This window comes from Pedococcus sp. P2_D9 (assembly GCF_056404275.1).
In genome coordinates this window covers 130,447-150,021 of record NZ_JBFUEI010000008.1, presented here as the reverse complement: position 1 = coordinate 150,021, position 19,575 = coordinate 130,447, and the positions used below count along the sequence as shown (strand labels likewise).

General features: G+C 70.1%; 19 protein-coding genes and 1 pseudogene. 7 read left to right on the top strand and 13 right to left on the bottom strand.

What is annotated here, in order from left to right; translation table 11 throughout:
- Nucleotides 1-6 precede the first annotated feature (6 nt).
- The 4 genes from AC1DXJ_RS13980 to AC1DXJ_RS13965 all read left to right on the top strand — a co-directional run bounded on the left by AC1DXJ_RS13980 (nt 7) and on the right by AC1DXJ_RS13965 (nt 4,986).
- Complete coding sequence (locus AC1DXJ_RS13980; RefSeq protein WP_477633437.1) at nt 7-1,647, top strand: AMP-binding protein; 1,641 nt, start codon at nt 7-9, stop codon at nt 1,645-1,647.
- A complete protein-coding gene (locus tag AC1DXJ_RS13975; RefSeq protein ID WP_477637265.1) occupies nt 1,644-4,043 on the top strand; it encodes a bifunctional salicylyl-CoA 5-hydroxylase/oxidoreductase in 2,400 nt (799 codons plus the stop codon). The genes AC1DXJ_RS13980 and AC1DXJ_RS13975 overlap by 4 nt, the downstream gene beginning before the upstream one ends.
- 44 nt (nt 4,044-4,087) lie before the next feature.
- Complete coding sequence (locus AC1DXJ_RS13970) at nt 4,088-4,462, top strand: acyl-CoA thioesterase (RefSeq protein WP_477637264.1); 375 nt, start codon at nt 4,088-4,090, stop codon at nt 4,460-4,462.
- A gap of 98 nt (nt 4,463-4,560) precedes the next feature.
- Nucleotides 4,561-4,986, top strand: a complete 426-nt coding sequence (locus AC1DXJ_RS13965; RefSeq protein WP_477615855.1) for a VOC family protein — start codon at nt 4,561-4,563, stop codon at nt 4,984-4,986.
- A 6-nt stretch (nt 4,987-4,992) separates the two neighbouring features.
- Here AC1DXJ_RS13965 and AC1DXJ_RS13960 read toward each other — a convergent pair whose 3' ends face one another.
- The 6 genes from AC1DXJ_RS13960 to ligD all read right to left on the bottom strand — a co-directional run bounded on the left by AC1DXJ_RS13960 (nt 4,993) and on the right by ligD (nt 9,819).
- On the bottom strand, nt 4,993-5,580 hold the full coding sequence (locus AC1DXJ_RS13960) for a DUF2238 domain-containing protein (protein ID WP_477637263.1): 588 nt from the start codon (nt 5,578-5,580) through the stop codon (nt 4,993-4,995).
- 27 nt (nt 5,581-5,607) lie between these two features.
- Nucleotides 5,608-6,672 carry a sulfate/molybdate ABC transporter ATP-binding protein gene (locus tag AC1DXJ_RS13955; protein ID WP_477637262.1) on the bottom strand — a complete coding sequence of 355 codons (1,065 nt, stop codon included), beginning with the start codon at nt 6,670-6,672 and terminating at the stop codon, nt 5,608-5,610.
- The gene (locus AC1DXJ_RS13950; protein ID WP_477637287.1) at nt 6,669-7,487 is read right to left on the bottom strand and encodes an ABC transporter permease; all 819 of its coding nucleotides are present in this window, start codon (nt 7,485-7,487) and stop codon (nt 6,669-6,671) included. The genes AC1DXJ_RS13955 and AC1DXJ_RS13950 overlap by 4 nt, the downstream gene beginning before the upstream one ends.
- A 16-nt stretch (nt 7,488-7,503) precedes the next feature.
- Entirely contained in the window at nt 7,504-8,313 is an 810-nt protein-coding gene (gene modA, locus AC1DXJ_RS13945) for a molybdate ABC transporter substrate-binding protein (RefSeq protein WP_477637261.1), read from the bottom strand.
- A complete protein-coding gene (locus tag AC1DXJ_RS13940; protein ID WP_477637260.1) occupies nt 8,310-8,714 on the bottom strand; it encodes a TOBE domain-containing protein in 405 nt (134 codons plus the stop codon). Before AC1DXJ_RS13940 ends, modA begins: the two co-directional genes overlap by 4 nt.
- A 118-nt stretch (nt 8,715-8,832) precedes the next feature.
- Nucleotides 8,833-9,819, bottom strand: coding sequence for a non-homologous end-joining DNA ligase (ligD, locus tag AC1DXJ_RS13935; RefSeq protein ID WP_477637259.1), 987 nt, complete (start codon nt 9,817-9,819; stop codon nt 8,833-8,835).
- A gap of 169 nt (nt 9,820-9,988) precedes the next feature.
- Here ligD and gabT point away from each other — a divergent pair, with 169 nt between their 5' ends.
- A complete protein-coding gene (gabT, locus tag AC1DXJ_RS13930) occupies nt 9,989-11,320 on the top strand; it encodes a 4-aminobutyrate--2-oxoglutarate transaminase (protein WP_477637258.1) in 1,332 nt (443 codons plus the stop codon).
- A gap of 18 nt (nt 11,321-11,338) precedes the next feature.
- Here the strand turns inward: gabT and AC1DXJ_RS13925 are convergent, their stop codons facing one another.
- From AC1DXJ_RS13925 to AC1DXJ_RS13910, 4 genes are all read right to left on the bottom strand, one after another.
- Nucleotides 11,339-11,560: a hypothetical protein gene (locus AC1DXJ_RS13925; RefSeq protein WP_477633439.1), complete on the bottom strand. Its 222-nt coding sequence runs from the start codon at nt 11,558-11,560 to the stop codon at nt 11,339-11,341.
- A gap of 312 nt (nt 11,561-11,872) precedes the next feature.
- Nucleotides 11,873-13,276 (bottom strand): vanadium-dependent haloperoxidase, encoded by a 1,404-nt coding sequence (locus AC1DXJ_RS13920; RefSeq protein WP_477637257.1) that lies wholly within the window; start codon nt 13,274-13,276, stop codon nt 11,873-11,875.
- A gap of 239 nt (nt 13,277-13,515) precedes the next feature.
- Nucleotides 13,516-14,280, bottom strand: coding sequence for an SDR family NAD(P)-dependent oxidoreductase (locus AC1DXJ_RS13915; protein ID WP_477637256.1), 765 nt, complete (start codon nt 14,278-14,280; stop codon nt 13,516-13,518).
- 4 nt (nt 14,281-14,284) lie between these two features.
- Nucleotides 14,285-15,469, bottom strand: coding sequence for an acyl-CoA dehydrogenase family protein (locus AC1DXJ_RS13910; RefSeq protein ID WP_477637255.1), 1,185 nt, complete (start codon nt 15,467-15,469; stop codon nt 14,285-14,287).
- Between the two features lie 137 nt (nt 15,470-15,606).
- Here AC1DXJ_RS13910 and AC1DXJ_RS13905 point away from each other — a divergent pair.
- Both AC1DXJ_RS13905 and AC1DXJ_RS13900 read left to right on the top strand, forming a co-directional pair.
- Nucleotides 15,607-16,727 (top strand): annotated as a pseudogene (locus tag AC1DXJ_RS13905) (IS30 family transposase).
- Between the two features lie 91 nt (nt 16,728-16,818).
- Entirely contained in the window at nt 16,819-17,568 is a 750-nt protein-coding gene (locus tag AC1DXJ_RS13900; protein WP_477637254.1) for a DUF5995 family protein, read from the top strand.
- 6 nt (nt 17,569-17,574) lie between these two features.
- On the opposite strand, the gene AC1DXJ_RS13895 is transcribed toward AC1DXJ_RS13900, so the two are convergent.
- The 3 genes from AC1DXJ_RS13895 to AC1DXJ_RS13885 are packed head-to-tail and all read right to left on the bottom strand — an operon-like array spanning nt 17,575 to nt 19,516.
- Nucleotides 17,575-18,441: an SGNH/GDSL hydrolase family protein gene (locus tag AC1DXJ_RS13895; RefSeq protein ID WP_477637253.1), complete on the bottom strand. Its 867-nt coding sequence runs from the start codon at nt 18,439-18,441 to the stop codon at nt 17,575-17,577.
- The gene (locus AC1DXJ_RS13890) at nt 18,438-19,115 is read right to left on the bottom strand and encodes a uracil-DNA glycosylase (RefSeq protein WP_477637252.1); all 678 of its coding nucleotides are present in this window, start codon (nt 19,113-19,115) and stop codon (nt 18,438-18,440) included. Before AC1DXJ_RS13890 ends, AC1DXJ_RS13895 begins: the two co-directional genes overlap by 4 nt.
- A 20-nt stretch (nt 19,116-19,135) precedes the next feature.
- Nucleotides 19,136-19,516 carry an ArsR/SmtB family transcription factor gene (locus AC1DXJ_RS13885; RefSeq protein WP_477637251.1) on the bottom strand — a complete coding sequence of 127 codons (381 nt, stop codon included), beginning with the start codon at nt 19,514-19,516 and terminating at the stop codon, nt 19,136-19,138.
- Nucleotides 19,517-19,575 lie beyond the last annotated feature (59 nt).

Genomic DNA, 19,575 nt, shown 5'->3' with positions numbered 1-19,575 from the left:
ACGATGATGGAGCTCAGCCCCTCGGCCCATGAGGACACCTTCGCCCGCGACTCGTTGCCGCCGCGCGAGCTGTGGCCGACCATCGAGTTCACCCTTCCCGAGCTGCAGTACCCCGACCGGCTCAACGCCGCGTCCTGGTTGCTCGACGACACGGCCGACCGGGTCGGTGCCGACCGCCCGGCGTTGCACACGCCCGGCGGGACGACGTGGACCTATGGCGAGCTCCAGCAGCGGGCCAACCAGGTCGCGCAGGTGCTCACCGACGACCTGGGCCTCGTGCCCGGCAACCGCGTCCTGCTCCGGGCGCCGAACACGCCGTGGGTGGTGGCCTGCTGGTTCGGTGCCCTCAAGGCGGGTGCCGTCGTCGTCACCACCATGGCTGCCCTGCGGGCCGTCGAGATCACCCCCATCGTCGCCGCCTCCAAGCCGACCATCGCCCTGGTCGACCACCGGTTCGCGGAGGACGTGTATGCCGTGCGCGACAGCGCCTCGCCCAACCTCACCGTGGTGGAGTTCGGGGGCTCGGGGTCGGACGACCTCGTGGCTCGGTGCGCCACGAAGTCGGGCGAATTCGTAGCGGTGCCAACGGCTGCCGACGACGTGGCCCTGCTGGGTCCGACCTCCGGCACCACCGGGGTCCCCAAGCTGACGATGCACTTCCACCGCGACATCGCGTCCATCGCCGAGACCTTCGGCAAGCACCTCGTGCAGCTGACCTCCGACGACGTGGTCGCCTGCACGGCGCCGCTGGCCTTCACCTTCGGTCTCGGCGCACTCGTGGTCTTCCCCATCCGGTCCGGCGCGAGCTCCCTGCTCACCGAGAAGGCAACGCCCGCAGAGCTCGCCCAGCTGGTGCACGACCACGAGGTGACGACGCTGTTCACCGCCCCCACGGCATACCGGGCGATCGTCGTCGACGGTCACGTCGGGCTGCTGGCGGGCGTCCGCACCGCGGTGTCGGCCGGCGAGCACCTCAACCCCGAGACCTGGCAGGCCGTCCTCGACCAGACCGGCCTGCGCATCATCGACGGCATCGGGTCGACCGAGCTGCTGCACGTCTTCGTCTCGGCGAGGGGGGACGACATCCGCCGCGGCGCGACCGGCAAGGCGGTGCCCGGGTTCCGGGCGACGATCCTCGACGCCGATGGTCAGGAGGTCGGTCCGGACGTGCCCGGTCGGCTCGCGATCATCGGACCCACGGGGTGTCGCTACCTCAACGACGAACGCCAGCACGCCTACGTGCTGAACGGGTGGAACATCACCGGCGACACCTTCGTCCGCGACGCCGACGGCTACTTCTACTACCAGGCACGCTCCGACAACATGATCGTGTCGTCCGGCTACAACATCGGCGGGCCGGAGGTCGAGGCCGCGATCGACCAGCACCCCGACGTGGCCGAGTGCGCTGTCGTCGGCAGGCCGGACGCGGAGCGCGGGTCGATCGTCTGCGCCTTTGTGGTCCTGCGCGCCGGCGTGGTGGGCGACGAGGCGAAGGCGCGCGAGCTCCAGGACTTCGTGAAGGCCCACATCGCCCCCTACAAGTACCCCCGCGACGTCCGCTTCGTCGACGTCCTGCCGCGCAACCCCAGCGGCAAGCTGCAGCACTTCAGATTGAGGGACCAGATCGCTCAGGAGGGGCAGTCGTGAAGATCGCCGTCATCGGGGGTGGGCCGGGCGGGCTCTACTTCGCCGCCCTCATGAAGCAGCTCGACCCCGCCCACGAGGTCACCGTGTGGGAGCGCAACGCCGCCTCCGACACGTTCGGGTTCGGAGTGGTCTTCTCCGACGAGACCCTCGGTGGCATCGGGAACGCCGACGAGCGGATCGCCGAGCAGATGGCCGACCGCTTCGCCCGCTGGACCGACATCGACATCCACTTCCGCGGCCAGCGGCACACCGTCGGCGGCCAGGGCTTCGCGGCCATGAGTCGCAAGGAGCTGCTCTCGCTGCTGCAGGAGCGGTGTGCCGAGCTAGGGGTCGACGTGCGGTTCTCGACCGTGGCGCCGGATGTCGAGGAGCTCCGGGCCACGCACGACCTGGTCCTGGCGGCCGACGGCGTCAACTCCGCGGTGCGGCAGCGGTATGCCGACGTGTTCCGTCCCAGCCTCGACCGGCGGCACAACAAGTTCATGTGGCTGGGGACCGACCTGGTCTTCGAGGCGTTCCAGTTCTACGTCAAGCAGACGCAGTGGGGGACGATGCAGATCCACGGGTACCCATACTCCGACAAGGGTTCGACGTTCATCATCGAGATGCACGAGGACGTCTGGCGGGCGGCCGGTCTGGATGCCAGCGAGGGGACCGAATTCCCTCCGGGGGTCTCCGACGAGGAGTCGATCGCCCGGGTGGCCGAGGTCTTCGCCGACGAGCTGGGCGGCCACGAGGTCCTGTCCAACAACTCGAAGTGGCTCAGCTTCACGACCGTTCGCAACGAGCACTGGCACGACGACAACGTCGTCCTGCTCGGCGACGCGGCGCACACCGCGCACTTCTCCATCGGCTCCGGCACCAAGCTGGCCATGGAGGATGCGTTGGCCCTGGCCGCCTGCCTGCACGAGCACGATGCCCTCGATGCCGCGCTCACGGCATACGAGACGGAACGGCGACCGGTCGTGGAGTCGACGCAGCGCGCGGCGCAGGCCTCGCTGGAGTGGTTCGAGAACATCGGGCTGTACGAGGACCAGGACCCCACCCAGTTCTGCTTCAACCTGCTGACCCGTTCGCGGCGCATCACCTACGACGGACTGCGCACCCGCGACGAGGAGTTCGCGACCCGGGTGGACGAGGCGTTCGCCGCCGCCCAGGGCGCAGCCGAGGTGGTGCCGGCGATGTTCCAGCCGATGCACGTCGGCAACCTCCAGCTCAAGAACCGCATCATCGTCTCGCCGATGGACATGTACTCCGCGGTCGACGGTGTGCCCGGCGACTTCCACCTCGTCCACCTGGGGTCGAAAGCACTCGGTGGGGCGGGGCTCGTGATGACCGAGATGGTCTGCGTCTCGCCGGAGGGTCGGATCACCCCCGGCTGCACCGGGCTCTGGACCGACGAGCAGCGCGACTCCTGGGTCAAGGTCGTCGACTTCGTCCACGCGAACTCCACTGCTGCCATTGGCCTCCAGCTCGGCCACTCCGGACGCAAGGGGTCGACCAAGCTCATGTGGGAGGGCATGGACGAACCGCTCGACACGGACAACTGGGAGGTCACCGGCCCCTCGGCCCTGGCCTACGGCGACGGGTGCCACCTGCCTCGCGAGGTGACCCGCAGTGACATGGATGCGATCCGCGACGAGTTCGTGGCCGCCGCGCGGCGTGGGGCGGACGCGGGCTTCGACCTGCTGGAGCTGCACTGCGCCCACGGCTACCTGTTGTCCTCGTTCCTCTCGCCGATCTCCAACCAGCGCACCGACGAGTACGGCGGCTCGATCGAGAACCGGCTGCGGTTCCCGCTCGAGGTCTTCGACGCGGTGCGGGCAGCGTGGCCGGCTGAGCGGCCCCTGACGGTCCGCATCTCGGCGACCGACTGGATGCCGGACGGCAACGACGAGCACGACGCGGTCGAGCTGGCCCGGGCCTTCATCGCCCACGGTGCCGACGGCATCGACGTGTCGTCGGGGCAGATCGCCAAGGAAGAGAAGCCGGCGTTCGGGCGGTCGTACCAGACTCCTTTCGCCGACCGGATCCGTCACGAGGTGGCCGCGGCAGCAGGCGTGGCCGTGATCGCCGTGGGCGCCATCTCGTCGCACGATGACGTCAACTCGATCCTCCTCGCCGGCCGGGCCGACCTGTGTGCGCTGGGGCGGACGCACCTCTACGACCCGCAGTGGACCCTGCACGCGGCGGCGGAGCAGGAGTTCCGCGGTCCGGCCGCCGAGTGGCCGTTGCCCTTCGCGGCGGGCCGCCGCAAGCCGCCGACGGCTCGGACCGATGCGGTCCGGCCCCGGCTCTCGCTGATCAAGGAGACCGAGAGCGACGAGCTGCCGACCCACCTGCGCTGGACGCCCGAGGCCGCCTCGGTGGGCTCGCAGGTCGCGGTGGCTCGGTGACCCTCGAAGATCCGGTCGGCATCCATCGCGCGAGGGTCGAGTGGATGGACACCGACGCGGCCGGCCACCACCACAACACGGCCATCACCCGGTGGGTCGAGTCGGCGGAGGCTGAGCTGATGCGCGAGCGCGCCGTGGCCGGCTACTTCGGTGTCGCCCCTCGGGTGCGCCACGAGGTCGACTACGAGGCGCGGCTCTGGTTCGGCCAGGAGGTCACGGCCACCGTGGCGGTCGAACGCATCGGCACCAGCTCGATGACCTTCGCCTACGAGGTGTGGGGCGAGCCGTTCGAGGGTCGCCCCCGGACGAGGGCGGCCCACGGGCGGTACGTCACCGTCCACGTCCCCACGGGCGCGGACTCGGCCCAGCCGTGGCCGACCTCGTGGCGAGCAGCCCTGTCCAAAGCGGACAGGTCGTGATTCCGGACCGAGCCTGATTCCGGACAGAAGGTGACCGGAAGCCTTCCTAGGCTGGTGGTAGAACCTCCGGGAGAGAGGTTGCGACGAGAGGACCGGCCATGGACTACAAGATCGAGCTCATCCCCATCTCCGTCACGGACATCGACCGCACCAAGGCGTTCTACGAGGACGTCGTCGGGTGGCCGGCGGACCAGGACCAGGTCGTGGAGGAGGCCGGCCTGCGCTTCGTCCAGATCACGCCTCCCGGGTCGGCCTGCTCGTTCTGCTTCGTCAAGGGCATGCAGATGCTGGGCGAGGGGATGAAGCAGTACCTCCAGGTCGTGGTCGCCGACGCCGATGCGGCCTATGCCGAGCTCAAGGGCCGCGGCGTCGAGGTGACCGAGGTCGAGGACCTCCCGTGGGGTCGCTTCACCCATTTCGAGGACCCGGACGGCAACCACTTCGCGCTCCAGGAGCTGCCTGACTACGCGGCCGCCCTGGCTGCGCGCGAGGCCGCGGCAGCGACCGACGCCAGCGACGGCTAGGGGCGGTCAGGCACCTCGGGTGGGTCGTGGCCTGCGCAGCAGCAGCCCTGCCACCAGGGCGCCGAGGGTGCCGAGCGCCTCGTCGCCGAGGGTGTCCTGGTAGGCCGTGTCCAGCTCGGTCCCGTGGCGGATGAACGTGTACCACTCGCCGAGCTCCCACCCGATCGCCAGCATTGCGCCGAGTCCCGTCACGAGCAGGACCCGTGCCCACGGCATACGAATCCCTTGCAGCAGAAGCAGACCCAGGCCGGCGCACAGCAACACCCAGTTGACGCAGTGGTTGGCGTCGTCCCACCACGTCACCGAGTCGTAGAGGTCGAGGGTGTTGCCGGTGACGTCGATGAGGAACGGTGCCATCACGAGGCCGAACGCCAGCCACGGCACCTCGGCGCGCTGCCGCCGGTGGACCAGCCACCACGCGGCGGGAACGATGAGCATCATCACCGGGTAGGCCACGAGCCGTGCCCCGAACGCCTTGCCCTCGAACTGCTGCAGTCCGCCGGCGAAGGTGCCCAAGGCCAGTTGCCCGACCGTCAGGACCAGCACGCACGCGGGTAGCCACCAGGCACCGCGCCTCCTCGTCTCCCGGATCATCACACGATCATGGTGGACGCGAGCCGCTCACGCGGCGTAGACCGCGACCTCGCTCGCCTTGATCGTGAACACGACGTCGGAGCCGGGGGCCAGGTCGAGCTCGGCCAGCGCCGCAGGCGTGATGTCCGCCGAGAGGTATGCCGTGTGCACGCGCACCTGGTGACCGTGCGGTTCGAGGTCGGTCACCGTCCCGCGGACGACGTTGCGGGGGCTACCGGCAGGGGCCTGTAGGTAGACGCCGACGGCGTTCGGGCTGAACACCGCGACGGCGGCCTGACCATCCCCCAGGACGTCCTCGGTGAGCCCTTCGATGCGCAGTCCCCCAGGAGTCGAAACCGTTGCCCCGTGGGCGGTTCCGCGCACCAGGTTGAGTCCCGCGATGCGGGCTGCGAAGCCGCTCGTCGGCCGGGTGAGCACCCGGGAGGTGGGCCCCTGCTCGACGACGTGGCCGTCCTCGACGACGGCGACGTCGTCGGCCAGCAGCACGGCGTCGAGGATGTCGTGGGTGACCAGGATCGTCGTGCGGTCCTTGAGGACTCGGCGCAGCAGCTGGCGGATCGCGGGGGCGGACTCGACATCGAGGGCGGACAGCGGTTCGTCGAGCAGGAGCAGGTGCGGCTCGGTGGCCAGCGCCCGGGCGATGGCCACCCGCTGGGCCTGACCCCCGGAGAGCGCCGCCGGACGCCGGTCGGCGAAGTCTTCGGCGTCGACCCGGGCGAGCCACTGCCGCGCCTGCTCGCGGGCCCGGCCACGCGGCATACCGGCGCTGCGTGGGCCGAAGGCGACGTTGTCCAGCACCGACAGGTGCGGGAACAGCCGTGCCTCCTGGGCCAGCAGCGCGATCCCTCGCGCGTGCGGAGGCACCCACTCGCCGTGGCCTGAAGCATTCGCAGAGTCGTTGCCGGAGAAGAGGATCCGGTCGTCAAGGGTGATCTGGCCCGAGGTGGGGCGCAGGAGCCCGGCGATGGTGGCGAGGGCTGTGGACTTGCCGGCACCGTTCGGTCCGAGCAGCGCCAGCGTGCGGCCGGCCTCCACGGCGAGCGTGAGGTCGACGCCGCGGTGGGGGAGTCGGACCTGCGCGTGGAGCTTCACAGCGCGGTCCTCGACCGTCGGGTCAGGGCGATCACGACGGTGGCGACGACGACGAGGACCAGCGACAGGGCGACCGCGGCCTGCGGGTCGGTCTCGCGCTGGAGGTAGATCTCGAGCGGCAGGGTGCGGGTGACGCCCTGGAGGCTGCCCGCAAAGGTGATCGTGGCTCCGAACTCACCCAGCGCCCGGGCGAAGGCGAGCACCGCGCCAGAGGCGAGCCCGGGCAGGACCAGGGGCAGGGTCACCCGCAGGAACACCGTCGTCGGGCGCGCGCCGAGGGTCGCGGCCACCTCCTCGAACCGTTGACCGCCGGTGCGCAACGCACCCTCGAGACTGACCACGAGGAAGGGCAGGGCGACGAACGTCTGGGCCATCACGACGGCGGTCGTGGAGAACGCGATCTGCAGCCCGAGGACCTCGATGGTGTGGCCGAGCAGGCCGCGGCGACCGAACGTGTAGAGCAGGGCGATGCCGCCGACGACTGGCGGAAGCACGAGGGGGAGCAGGACGAGGGACCGGGCGATCGACTGTCCGCGGAACTCGGTGCGGGCCAGGACGAGCGCCATCGGCACGCCGAACACGATGCACAGCACCGTGCTGGCGACCGAGGTGCGCAGGCTCAGGGCCAGGGCGGCGCGGGAGGAGTCCGACGTGATGAGGGTGCCGAAGCTGCCCCACTCGATCCGGGTGAGCATCGCCACGAGAGGGAGCACGACGAACAGCGCGCCGACCGCGGCGGGGACGAACACCCAGGCGGGCAGTCCCAGCCGCGGTCGTCCCAGCTGCGGTCGTCGTCTCGGCGTGGGATGGACCAGGGGCACGACAGGCAGGCTACGGCTTGGCGAACCCGGCGGCGGCGAGGATGCCCTGACCCGGCTCACCCGTCACGGCCTGGAGGAAGGCGTTCGCCAGCGCGGCGTTCTTGCTGCTCTTGAGGGTCGCGATCGGGTAGGTGTTGACGGCGGCCGAGGACTCGGCGAACTCGATGCCCCTCACTGTGTCGCCGGCGCCCTTGACGTCGGTGACGTAGACGAGTCCGGCGTCGGCCTCGCCCGAGGTCACCTTGCCGAGGACGTCGGTGACCGACTGCTCCTCGCTGACCGGCTTGATGTCGATCTTCGCGGCCGTCTCGACCTTGGCCGCCGCGGAGCCACACGGAACGGCCGGGGCGCACAGGACGACCTTGACGCCGGGCTTGGCAAGATCGGCGAGGCCAGTGACCTTGGCCGGGTTGTCCGGCGGGACGGCGATCTCGAGGGTGTTGGACGCGAAGTTCACGGGGGTGGCCGCGGTGAGCGAGGCGCCGGTCGCCTTGTCCATGTTCTTGGTGTCGGCCGAGGCGAAGACGTCGGCGGGTGCGCCCTGCTGGATCTGGGCGACGAGGTCGGAGGAGCCGGCGAAGTTGAAGGTGACCTTGGCGCCCGGGTGCGCCTTCTGGAACTCGGCTCCGATCGCCGTGAAGGTCTTCTTCAACGAGGCCGCCGCGAACACCGTGATCTGCCCGGTCAGTGCCGGGGACGAGGACGAGGACGAGGACGAGCTGGAGCTCGTGGTGTCGCCGGCGTCGGACCCGCACGCTGCCGTCGCGAGGACCAGCGCCGCGGTGGCAACGGTGGCCAGGGCGGCGAGGGGGCGGATCATGATGCTCCTTGGGGTGTTTCGACGATGACGGTCGTGGACTTGACCACGGCGATGGCCACGGAGCCCAGCTCGAGCCTGAGGTCGTCCACGGCCTCGGAGCTCATCAGCGACACCACGCGGAACGACCCGCACTGCATCTCGACCTGGGCCATCACCGTGTCGCGCTTGATGTCCGTGACGAGGCCGACGAAGCGGTTGCGGGCCGAGCGACCCACGCCGGACGGATCCTCCACGGCATGTGCCTGGTCACGGGCGAGCAGCGCGACCTGGTAGCCGTCGACGACCTTGCGGCCCACCTCGTCGGTGCGTGCCTCGAGGGCGCCGCTGTCCACCCAGCGCCGCACCGTGTCGTCGCTGACGCCGAGAAATGACGCGGCGTCCTTGATCCTCATCAGCGGCATGCGATCAACTGTAGTTCCGTGCCTGCGGTCGATACAAGCAAATCAAGCCGCGTCTGCGGTTTTCGGCTTACTGCGCCTGCTCGGCGCGGTCTGGCGTCCCGCTGTCGGCTCCGTCTCGCTAGGCCGGCTCCGCCGCGTCCGCCGCGTCCGGCTCGGGCGGCTCGGCGGCGCCGTCCCGTTCGTCGCGCTCCGCCCACTCGAGCAGCTGGTCGATCTCGAACACCGCGTCGTCGATCCCGGCGTGCAGGTCGCCCAGCTCGGCATACCTGGCGGGCATCGTCGCGATGGTGAAGTCGTCGGGGACCACATCGTCGACCTCGTCCCACCGGATCGGTGCCGACACGGTCCCGATCGCGTTGCCGCGCACCGAGTAGGCCGCGGCGATCGTGTGGTCCCGGGCGTTTTGGTTGTAGTCGATGAACAGGTCCGCGGGGTCGCGGTCCTTGCGCCACCACGTGGTGGTGACGTCGTCCGGCATCCGTCGCTCCACCTCGCGCGCGAACGCGAGGGCACCGCGCCGCACGTCCTTGAAACCCCAGTCCGGCGCGATCCGCACGTAGACGTGCATCCCGGACCCGCCGCTGGTCTTGGGCCAGCCGACCGCCCCCAGCTCGTCGAGCACCTCGTGCGCCACGTGGGCCACGCGCTGCACCCGGTCCCAGGGGCAGTCGGGCCCGGGATCGAGGTCGATCCGCCACTCGTCCGGCTTCTCCACGTCGGCGCGCCTGCTGTTCCAGGGGTGGAACTCGACAGTCGACATCTGCACCGCCCAGATGACCTGGGCCAGCTCGGTGACGCACAGCTCGTCGGCCTTGCGGTTGTAGCGCGGGAAGGTCACCCGCACCGTCTGCAGCCACGGCGGCGCGCCGTGCGGCACCCGCTTCTGGTGCACCTTGTCACCGGCGATCCCCGAGGGGAACCGGTGCATCATGCACGGCCGTTCCCTGAGCGCGTTGACGATCCCGTCGCCGACCGACAGGTAGTACTTGACCAGGTCGAGCTTGGTCTCGCCGCGGGCCGGGAAGTACTCGCGCTCCGGGTTCGTGATCCGCACGTCGCGATCACCGACCTCGAGCACGATCGCGGGCGACGCCTTGGCTGCCATGCCCCCACGCTACGGGTGGGTATGCCGCGGTGCCACGCACGCGGCATACCTCACCTTTATCGGGTTTAGGGACAAAGGGTGGCTTCACCCGGAAACGGTTCCAGGGCGAAGCCGACACAAGTCCCTAGACCCGATAACGATGGGGCGGGGGCGGTCGTATGCTCGGCGCATGCTCGAGCAGAAGCGCATCCTCGCCACCAGCATCCCCGGCCCCAAGAGCCAGGCACTCCAGCAGCGCAAGCTCGCGGCCGTCTCAGCCGGCGTCGGCACCGGCCTGCCGGTCTACATCGAGCAGGCGGCGGGCGGGATCCTGCGCGACGTCGACGGCAACCAGCTCATCGACTTCGGTTCGGGCATCGCCGTGACAACCGTGGGCAACGGCAACCAGCGCATCATCGACGCGGTGACCGCACAGATCAACGACTTCACCCATACCTGCTTCATGGTCACGCCCTACGAGGAGTACCTCGAGGTGGCGGAGGTGCTCGCGGAGGTCACGCCCGGAAGCCACGAGAAGCGTTCCGCGCTCTTCAACTCCGGGTCCGAGGCCGTCGAGAACGCCGTCAAGGTGGCCCGCCACTTCACCGGGCGCCAGGGCGTCGTCGCGTTCGACCACGCCTACCACGGGCGCACCAACCTCACGATGGGGCTGACCGCCAAGAACATGCCCTACAAGCACCGGTTCGGGCCGTTCGCGAGCGAGATCTACCGCGTGCCGATGGCCTACCCCTACCGCTGGCCGACGGGTCCCGAGGCCTGTGCGGAGGAGGCGTTCGCGGAGTTCGTCGACCTCGTGCACGCCCAGGTCGGCGAGGACAACACGGCCGCCGTCATCCTCGAGCCGATCCAGGGCGAGGGCGGGTTCATCGTGCCGGCGCCGGGCTTCATGAAGAAGGTCTCCGACTGGTGCACCGAGCAGGGGATCCTGTTCATCGCCGACGAGGTGCAGACCGGGTTCTGCCGCACCGGCGACTGGTTCGCCTCCGACCACGAGGACGTCGTCCCCGACCTCATCACCACGGCCAAGGGGATCGCGGGAGGTATGCCGCTCGCGGCCCTCACGGGTCGCGCCGACGTCATGGACGCGATCCACGTCGGTGGGCTGGGCGGCACCTACGGCGGCAACCCCGTCGCGTGTGCCAGTGCCCTGGCGGCCATCGAGACCATGAAGGCGGACGACCTGCGCGGTCGGGCCCGGGCCGTCGAGGCGCTGTTCCGCCCGAGGCTGGAGGCGCTGGCTGACAAGTACGGCGTGATCGGCGACATCCGTGGCCGTGGGGCGATGCTGGCCGTCGAGCTGGTCAGCGACCTCGAGCACAAGACTCCTGACGCGGACCTCACCGGCCGGATCAACAAGGCCTGTCACGCGGCCGGTCTGGTGACGCTGACCTGCGGCACGTTCGGCAACGTGTTCCGGTTCCTGCCGCCGCTGTCCGCGGGCGACGAGCTGCTGGCCGAGGGGCTCGACATCCTCGAGGACGCGTTCGCCCAGTCCGTCTGACCCGCGCCTGTCGTCTGGCTAGGTGCGCTGGACGAAGCGCCTGTCGATCAGCACCCACCGCAGGGCGGAGACCGACACCCAGCCGAGCCCGTAGAGCAGCAATGCTGTCCAAGGCGGGTGCGGGGTGCCGGACACCGCGGTCACGACGACCAGGAGAACCTCGACGAGCACGGCCTCGGACGCCGCCAGCGCGAGCGCCTGGGCGAACGTGGTCGGGCGTCGAACCAGGGCTGCGAGCATGATTCCCTCCCTTGCAGGAGAAGGCGGCTGCACCTCTCACAGGGAAGGACGCGCGACTCGCGAGATCGGGACGCCGGGTCAACGACATGGCACCAAGCCTCGTGCAGTGTTTACCTGGCTGACGCGTGTCGGTTACCGGTCGGACCACCTTCGGCTGTTAGAAAAGGTGAGACCCGGCCAAGTATGAGTTGGCCGGGTCTCGTGTCCCCCGAGGGGGACTGGCCTCCCGAGGGAGGTTCGATGATCTTGACCCATCACGGTCCCTCGCGCAAGAGGTGCAATGAGTCCCCTTTCTGCGCCGGGTCCCGCGACCTACGGGCTGGCTGGCACCTGGCCGACTGGCTGGAAGTAGTGCTTCTCCATCCAGTGCCCGACCTTGCGACCCGTGTTCGCTCCCACCACGTCTGCGGTGCGGAAGTGGATACCGCCCCAGACGCGGGCGTCGATGATCTCCTTCATGGCCAGCGACAGCCGGCTGAAGTCCCGCGTCTCGCCCGGGTAGCGGCTGGACGTCATGCGGACGGACACCTTGTCGGTCCCGAAGAAGGTGCGGACGGCGTCGAGGGTGGCACCGCTGACACATCCGTGGCCCGAGGGGTGCTCGGGGAAGGGCGGGTTCACCAGCGGAGGCGTGGTCGCCGTCGCAGGATCGAAGAGAGGCCGCCAACCGGGATCGGCCACGGTGGCCGGGTTGTCGTCGGTGTCCGCCTCGCGGATGGCCGCGTTCGGCCGCCAGAACTGCCAGTGGTACTTGTCGTTCCAGCAGGCGATCGCGCCGTCCGCCCCGGCCAGGCTCATGCTCGCTATCAGCCGAGCGCCCTCGCTGGCGCTGAGGCCGTGGCGGGTGATGAGGTCTCGTGCCATGCCGTGCCAGAGTGGCGCGGGAGCGGTTTGCCAGAAGATGGCGGCCTTCGTCTGGTCCGCGGTACGCCGCGTGCTGGTGAGCGAGCCGAGCTCCTTGACCTCGTTGAAGTCCTTCGCGTACTCGGCACTGGTCAGGGCGTTCGGCCCGGAGGAAGGGAACTGGTCGGGGCTCCTCATCAGGAACGGCCGCAGCTGCCCCACCCAGGGGTCGGGGTCGAGTGCGGTCGCGGGTGAGGGTCGCCAGTCGCCCGGCTCGGTCCCGAGGTTGAACGTGAAGGGTGACGTGAAGCCGTCCCCCCTTCGCGAGTCGACCATCGCCGCGGCCGCGGCCCTGCCGGCACGAACACCCTCGTCCTCACCGGCTCCGTCCGGCACGGCCGCAAGGCTTGTCGTCAAGGCAGTGTCGAGCGCGGCCCACTGAGCCTGCGGCACGATGGCAACCAGGACGTCGTGGGCTGCGGTCGCGATCGCCGCGTCGGTCGACGCCCACGGCTTGATGTCCAGGGCCGCGACGTCGAGTCGGTAGGGCTGGTGGCTGCGGTCGATGGCGTTCACCGCGTCGTAGACAGCCCCCGCGACCATGGCGATGCCTCGCGTCTGGCCGTGGGCCGAGGGCCGCAGTGGGGTGGTGAGGCCCTGGGCGGTGATGTTCCACTGCAGCAGTACGCCCGGGCCGGGTGCGGCGGCCGAGGGTTCGGCAGTGGCGGGCGCTCCGGCCGTCGCCGCGACCGCCGCGCCCAGGGCGGCGGTGAGCGCGAGACCGGCACTGCGGTGCCAACGATGAAGCGGCCGGAGGCCGCGTGGGGGTGTCTGGTGGACCGTCCCTGCCACGGTCCGAGAGCGTGCTCTCATGGCGGGTCCCTTCGACGGGGGCCCAACGACCGACGCGAGCGGGACGCCCGACGCCACCAGAGTCAGGCCCAGTTCACCATCGTGGCACGACGAAATGCGCCTCGCCCTCGGGCGAAGCGCGTACCGACGAACCGCGCGTTCGCGGTGGCGAGTACGTCGAAGCGCGTACTCCGGATCGCGTACTCCGGATCGCGTCCGCCCGAGGTACCGGCCAAGACCCGCGAGTCGTCAGCGAGTCGTCAGCGAGGGGGCATGCGGAGTGCGCCGTCGAGGCGGATGACCTCGCCGTTGAGCATGCCGTTGTCGACGATGTGCGCGACGAGGCTGGCGTACTCGTCAGGGTTGCCCAGTCGTGAGGGGTGCGGCACCTGGGCCTCGAGGACGGCAGTGGCCTCAGGCGGCAGACCCGCGAGCATCGGAGTCATGAACGTTCCCGGGGCGACCGTCATCACGCGAATTCCCTTGTCCGCCAGGTCGCGAGCGGCACTCAGGGTGAGGCCGACGACGCCACCCTTGCTCGCGGCATACGCGGCCTGACCGATCTGTCCGTCGTAGGCGGCGATGGACGCCGTCATGACGATGACGCCCCGGTCGGCGTCGACGGGCTCGTTCTCGAGCATCGCCGCGGCAGCGAGCCGCAGCACGTTGAAGGTGCCGATCAGGTTGATGTTGATGACGTTGGCGAACTGCTCGAGCGGCAGCGGACCGCGCTTGCCGACCACGCGGCCGGGCGTGCCGACCCCCGCGCAGTTGACGACGATCCGCAGCGTCCCGAGCTCACGCGCCACGTCGATCGCGGCCTGGACCTGCGCTTCGTCGCGGACGTCGGTCGCCACGAACCGCGCACGCTCGCCGAGCTCCTGGGCGAGTGCCTCGCCGGGCGAGGACGGCAGGTCGAGGATGACCACGGCGGCACCGTCGGCGTGCAGGCGGCGGACGGTGGCACCGCCGAGGCCGCTGGCTCCGCCGGTGACGAGGGCGACGGTGGAATCGGTGATCTGCATGGCGTCAGTCTCTCTTGGAGGAGCTCTTGAGGAGCTGGCGGCTGATGACGAGCCGCTGGATCTGGTTGGTGCCCTCGAAGATCTGGGTCACCTTGGCCTCGCGCATGTAGCGCTCCAGCGGGAAGTCCTGGGTGTAGCCCGCGCCGCCGAGCACCTGCACCGCGTCGGTGGTGACGCGCATGGCGTTGTCGGTGCAGACCAGCTTGGCCACTGCCGCCTCCTTGGTGAAGGGCCGGCCGGCATCGTGCAGCCGGGCGGCGTGGAGATAGGCCGCGCGGGCCGACGTCACGCCTGCCTCCATGTCGGCGAGCAGGAAGGCGAGCCCCTGGTTGTCGCCGATCGGTCGACCGAACTGTTCGCGCTCCTTGGCGTAGGCGACAGCCTGGTCGAGTGCCGACTGAGCCAAACCCGTTGCGGCCGCAGCGATTCCGAGGCGCCCCGAATCGAGGGCTGACAGGGCGATGGTCATGCCCTGGCCGACGCCACCCACGAGACGGTCAGCGGACACCTCGACCCCCTCGAAGTGCACCTCGCTCACGGTGTCGCAGTGCAGGCCCATCTTCTTCTCCGGCGCACCGAAGGCGATGCCCTTGGCGTCACCCGGCACGACGAAGCAGGACAGGCCGCGCGCGCCGTCGTCCGAGGTGCGCACGAAGCTCGTGTAGAAGTCCGCGTGCCCGGCGTGCGAGATCCAGGCCTTGGTGCCCTTGAGCTGGTATGCCGTGGGGTCGGCATCGTCGTCAGGGGTCGCCCGGGCACTCATCGAGGCGACGTCGGAACCGGCGTGGCGCTCGGAGAGGCAGTAGGCGCCGAGCTGGTCACCCGAGAGCATCGCCGGAAGGAGTGCCTCCTGCTGGGCTCGCGTGCCGAACTGGGCGACGGGGTAGCAGGTGAGCGAGTGGACGGAGACGCCGACCGCGACGCTCATCCAGGCGGAGGCGATCTCCTCGACGACCTGGAGGTAGACCTCGTAGGGCTGGCCACCGCCGCCGAACTCCTCGGGGTAGGGCAGCGAGAGCAGCCCGGCTCGGCCCAGGGTGCGGAAGGCGTCGCGGGGCAGGGCCGGCGTCGTCGCGGCGGCGCGCTCGGCCTCGTCGACCTGGGGACGGAGCTCCTTGTCGCAGATCTCGCGGGTCAGGTCGATGAGGTCGTAGCCCTCCTCGGAGGGCATGAGGCGGGTCGCTGGCATGCACCAAGGGTAGTAGTAGGACGTCCTACTACTTGAATCGCGCAGGTCAGCAGCGTTCGAGAGTGCACGACACGCTGAAGGTTCGGCGGCGGTTTCTAACGGCTGTTGCAACGGACCCTGGATGAAGGATGCGTTGTATGCCTGGGAAACGGTTGGCGTTCGAGGAGCGGGCCAAGATCGAGGTGTTGTTCGGTCAGGGGTGCACGTTTCCTGAGATCGCGGTGGCAATTGGCCGGGATCGGTCGACGGTGTGGCGGGAGGTGAGCCGCAACCACAGCTACCGCGGTGCGCACCTGCCGGCGCGGGAGCGGGTTCGTCATCCTGAGCGGTCCCGGGCCAATCGTCCGGGTCGGGTCGGGGCGTATCGGTGGGCATACTCGTGCCGGCGGGCGCAGGAGAAGGCTCGTGCCCGGGCGCGGCGATACCGGCCGGGAAAACTGATCGGTGAGCACGGCCGGGGCCGGCCGGTGGCCTCGGGTCGGTTGTGGCCCGTTGTCTCAGGGAAACTGGGGCAACGGTGGTCGCCGCGCCAGGTCGAGCGGTGGCTGCGCCGCACGTACCCGAATCAGCCGGAGCAATGGGTGTCGCACGAGACGATCTACCAGGCGGTGTACTACCAGGCCCGAGGTGGGATGCGGGCCGAGCTGGCCCGTCAGGTCGCGCTGCGCAGCGCACGCACGAAACGGCGCCCCCAGTCACGGCTGGCGGACGCCACTCGTGGCAAGCCGTGGGTGCGGGACCTGCACATCTCTGCTCGGCCCGCTGAGGTGGCCGACCGGGCCGTGCCCGGTCACTGGGAGGGAGACCTGGTCGTCGGTGTCGGCCAGCGCAGCGCGATCATCACCTTGGTCGAGCGGCACAGCCGGTACGTGATGCTCGGGGCCTTGCCCGGCTCGAGGTCCAGCGAGGCCGTCGTCGACGTGCTGGTCCAGCTGATGCGGCGCCTACCGGCCGAGCTGGGCAAGACCCTGACCTGGGATCAGGGCAGCGAACTGTCCCAGCACGCCACCTTCACGTTGGCCACCAACTGCGAGGTGTACTTCTGTGACCCGCACTCCCCGTGGCAGCGCGGCAGCAACGAGAACACCAACGGGCTCCTTCGCCAATACTTCCCCAAGGCAAGACCGACTTCCGAGCCCACACCCAGGCCGACCTCGACGAGGTCGCCCGAGAGCTCAACGGCCGCCCACGGCAAACCCTTGACTGGGCAACCCCAGCCGAGACACTAAACAGGTTCCTCGTTGCAACAACCGCTTGACCCCGCCGGCGCGGGCGCCAGCGTGTCACGCACTCTCGACCCTGCGGCGAAGCCGTGGACGCCGTGGACTTCTGCGCCTACCGTCGTCGTTGTGGGGTGGTTGAGCTCTGTCATCCGACGAGTGCGCAAGGTCCTCGCGCCGATCCGTCCGGTCGTCGTGCCGCCCGGCCAGGCCGCCAGCGTCCCGGAGGTGGTCGAACGGCTGCGCCGGTTGGGTGCCGCCCTCGGGCCTGCGGACGGCGTGGGCCGCTTCAACGCGCTGTACCTCCTCGTCACCGAGCGGGTCGGTGATCGGCTGGCGGCCCACGCGTTCGTGAACCCGGCCTTCCTCGAGCGCCTGGACGTGGTGTTCGCGGGGCTCTACCTCGAGGCAGTCGAGGCGTCTGACGAGAGTCGCAGCAAGGCGTGGACCCCGCTCTTCGAGAGCCGTGCGGCCACCGGTCTGGTGCCGGTCCAGTTCGCCGTCGCGGGGATGAACGCCCACATCAACCACGACCTGCCCATCGCCACGGTCCGCACCTGCCGCCAACTCGGTCTCTCACCGACCAGTCCCGGGGTCCAGCGTGACTACCTGACCGTCAATGCCGTGCTGGCAGAGGTTCATGAGGAGGTGCGCCAGTCCCTGCTCGACGAGACCCAGCGACGCCTCGACCACGAGGTCTCCCCGGTCCTGAACCTGGTCGGCTCATGGAGTGTCAACCGGGCCCGTGACGCGGCCTGGCAGCAGGCGCTGGTGCTCTGGGAGCTGCAGTCCAGCCCGACCCTGACCCGCACCTACCTCGACTCGCTCGCGAGCACGGTGGGTCTGGTGTCGCGCCAGCTGCTCGTGGCGCTCGCCTGATCGCGGCTAGGAGGTCCCGCGGTCCAGTGGGGTGAGGTCAGGGCGCTTGGCCCGGACGGCGTCGCCGCTGGACTCGCCCTTGAGCCGGCGTTGCACCCAGGGCGCGAGGTGGGTGCGGGCCCACTCGGCGTTGGCCGCGGCCGCCTGGCGTCGGGCGACGGGCGGCGCCGGGGGCAACGGGGTGGACCAGTCGGCGCGGTCGGTGTCGTGCCCGAGCGCCGACAGGGCGTTGAGTGCCACGCGCCGGTGCCCCTCGCTCGTCATGTGGATCCGGTCCTCGGACCACAGCCGGAAGTCCTGCAGCGCCTTCATGCCCCACTGGTTGATGACGTAGGCGCCGTGCTGCTGGGCGATGCTGAACAGGTTGGCCGAGTGGATGGCGTGGCGCCCCCTCAGGTGGCGCAGCACCGGCGCGCCCACGGGGTCGGTGGGCGTCGCCAGCAGCACGTCGGCCCCTGCCTCGCGCAACCGCACGACCGCCGCCTCGAGCCGGGCGGCGATCGCGTCGAGGTCGGCCTTGGGTCGCAGGATGTCGTTGCCGCCCCCGACCATCGAGACCAGGTCGGGACCCAGGGCGATCGCGGCGTCGAGCTGCGGTCCGATGACGTCGGCCAGCAGCCGCCCGCGCACCGCAAGGTTGGCGTAGGCGAAGTCGCCTCCGGCATCGTGCGCGATGGCCGCGAGGTGGTGGGCCAGCCGGTCGGCCCAGCCGACGAAGGCGTTCTCACCCTCCGGGTCGGGGTCGGACATGCCCTCGGTGAAGGAGTCGCCGATCGCGACGTAGCGGTGCCAGACCTTGCCGCTCTCGGGGAGATGCGTCAGGTTGTCCGCCACGGCGTCAGTGGCTGTGGAATCAGGGGTGGGGTCGCTCACGGGAGCCTCCAGTCGATGGGTGCGGCGCCCTGGTGGGCGAGGAGCTCGTTGGTCCGGCCGAACGGCCTGCTCCCGAAGAAGCCGGAGTGCGCCGAAAGGGGAGAGGGGTGGGCGCTCTCGATGGCGGGTATGCCGCCGAGGTGCGGCACGAGGTTCCTCGCGTCCCTGCCCCACAGGATTGCGACCAGCGGGCCGCCGCGGCTCACCAGCGCCGAGATCGCTTGTGCTGTCACGGTTTCCCAGCCCTTGCCGCGGTGGCTGGCGGGTTTGCCGGGTCGCACGGTCAGCACCCTGTTGAGGAGCAGGACCCCCTGGTCGGCCCAGGGCGACAGGTCGCCGGTCGACGGTCGCGGGAGCCCGAGGTCTGTCTGCAGCTCCTGGAAGATGTTGGCCAGGCTGCGGGGGACCGGCTGCACGTCCGGCGCGACCGAGAACGACAGTCCCACGGCGTGCCCGGGAGTCGGGTAGGGGTCCTGCCCGACGATGAGCACCCGCACGTCGTCCAGCGGCCGCTCGAAGGCACGGAGCACGTGAATGCCGGCCGGCAGGTAGCCCCGTCCGGCCGCGACCTCCTCGCGCAGGAACTCACCCAGCGAGGCCACGGCCCCGGCCACGGGCTCGAGGGCGACCGCCCACGAGGGGTGGACGAGCTCGGTGAGGGCAGCCGGCGGCATACCCAGAAACTAAACCCCTGTCAGCGGAAGATCGCGGCCAGGTCGTCCAACCGCGTCGGCACCAGCCGGAACCATGCCCACGTGCCCCGCCGCTCGCGGGTCACCAGGCCGGCTTCGGTGAGCACCTTGAGGTGGTGGCTCACGGTCGGCTGGCTGAGTCCGACGGCGGGCGTGAGGTCGCAGACACAGGCCTCCTGCCCCTGGGACGAGCGGATGAGGGACAGCAGCCGGAGGCGCACGGGGTCGGCCACCGCCTTGAGCAGGTATGCCGTGGCCTCGGCCTGCTCTCGTCCCATCGCCTCGTCCGTGGTGAGCGTGCCGCAGCAGGCGACACCGGCGGTCGTGGTGGCGGCGAGGGCGTCGCCTGGGGCGGTGAGGGTGACGAGCGTGGGGCCGGGCACGGGATCTCCTAGAAATAGACCTGCATCGATATTGACAAACATCGATGCAGTCGTTTCAC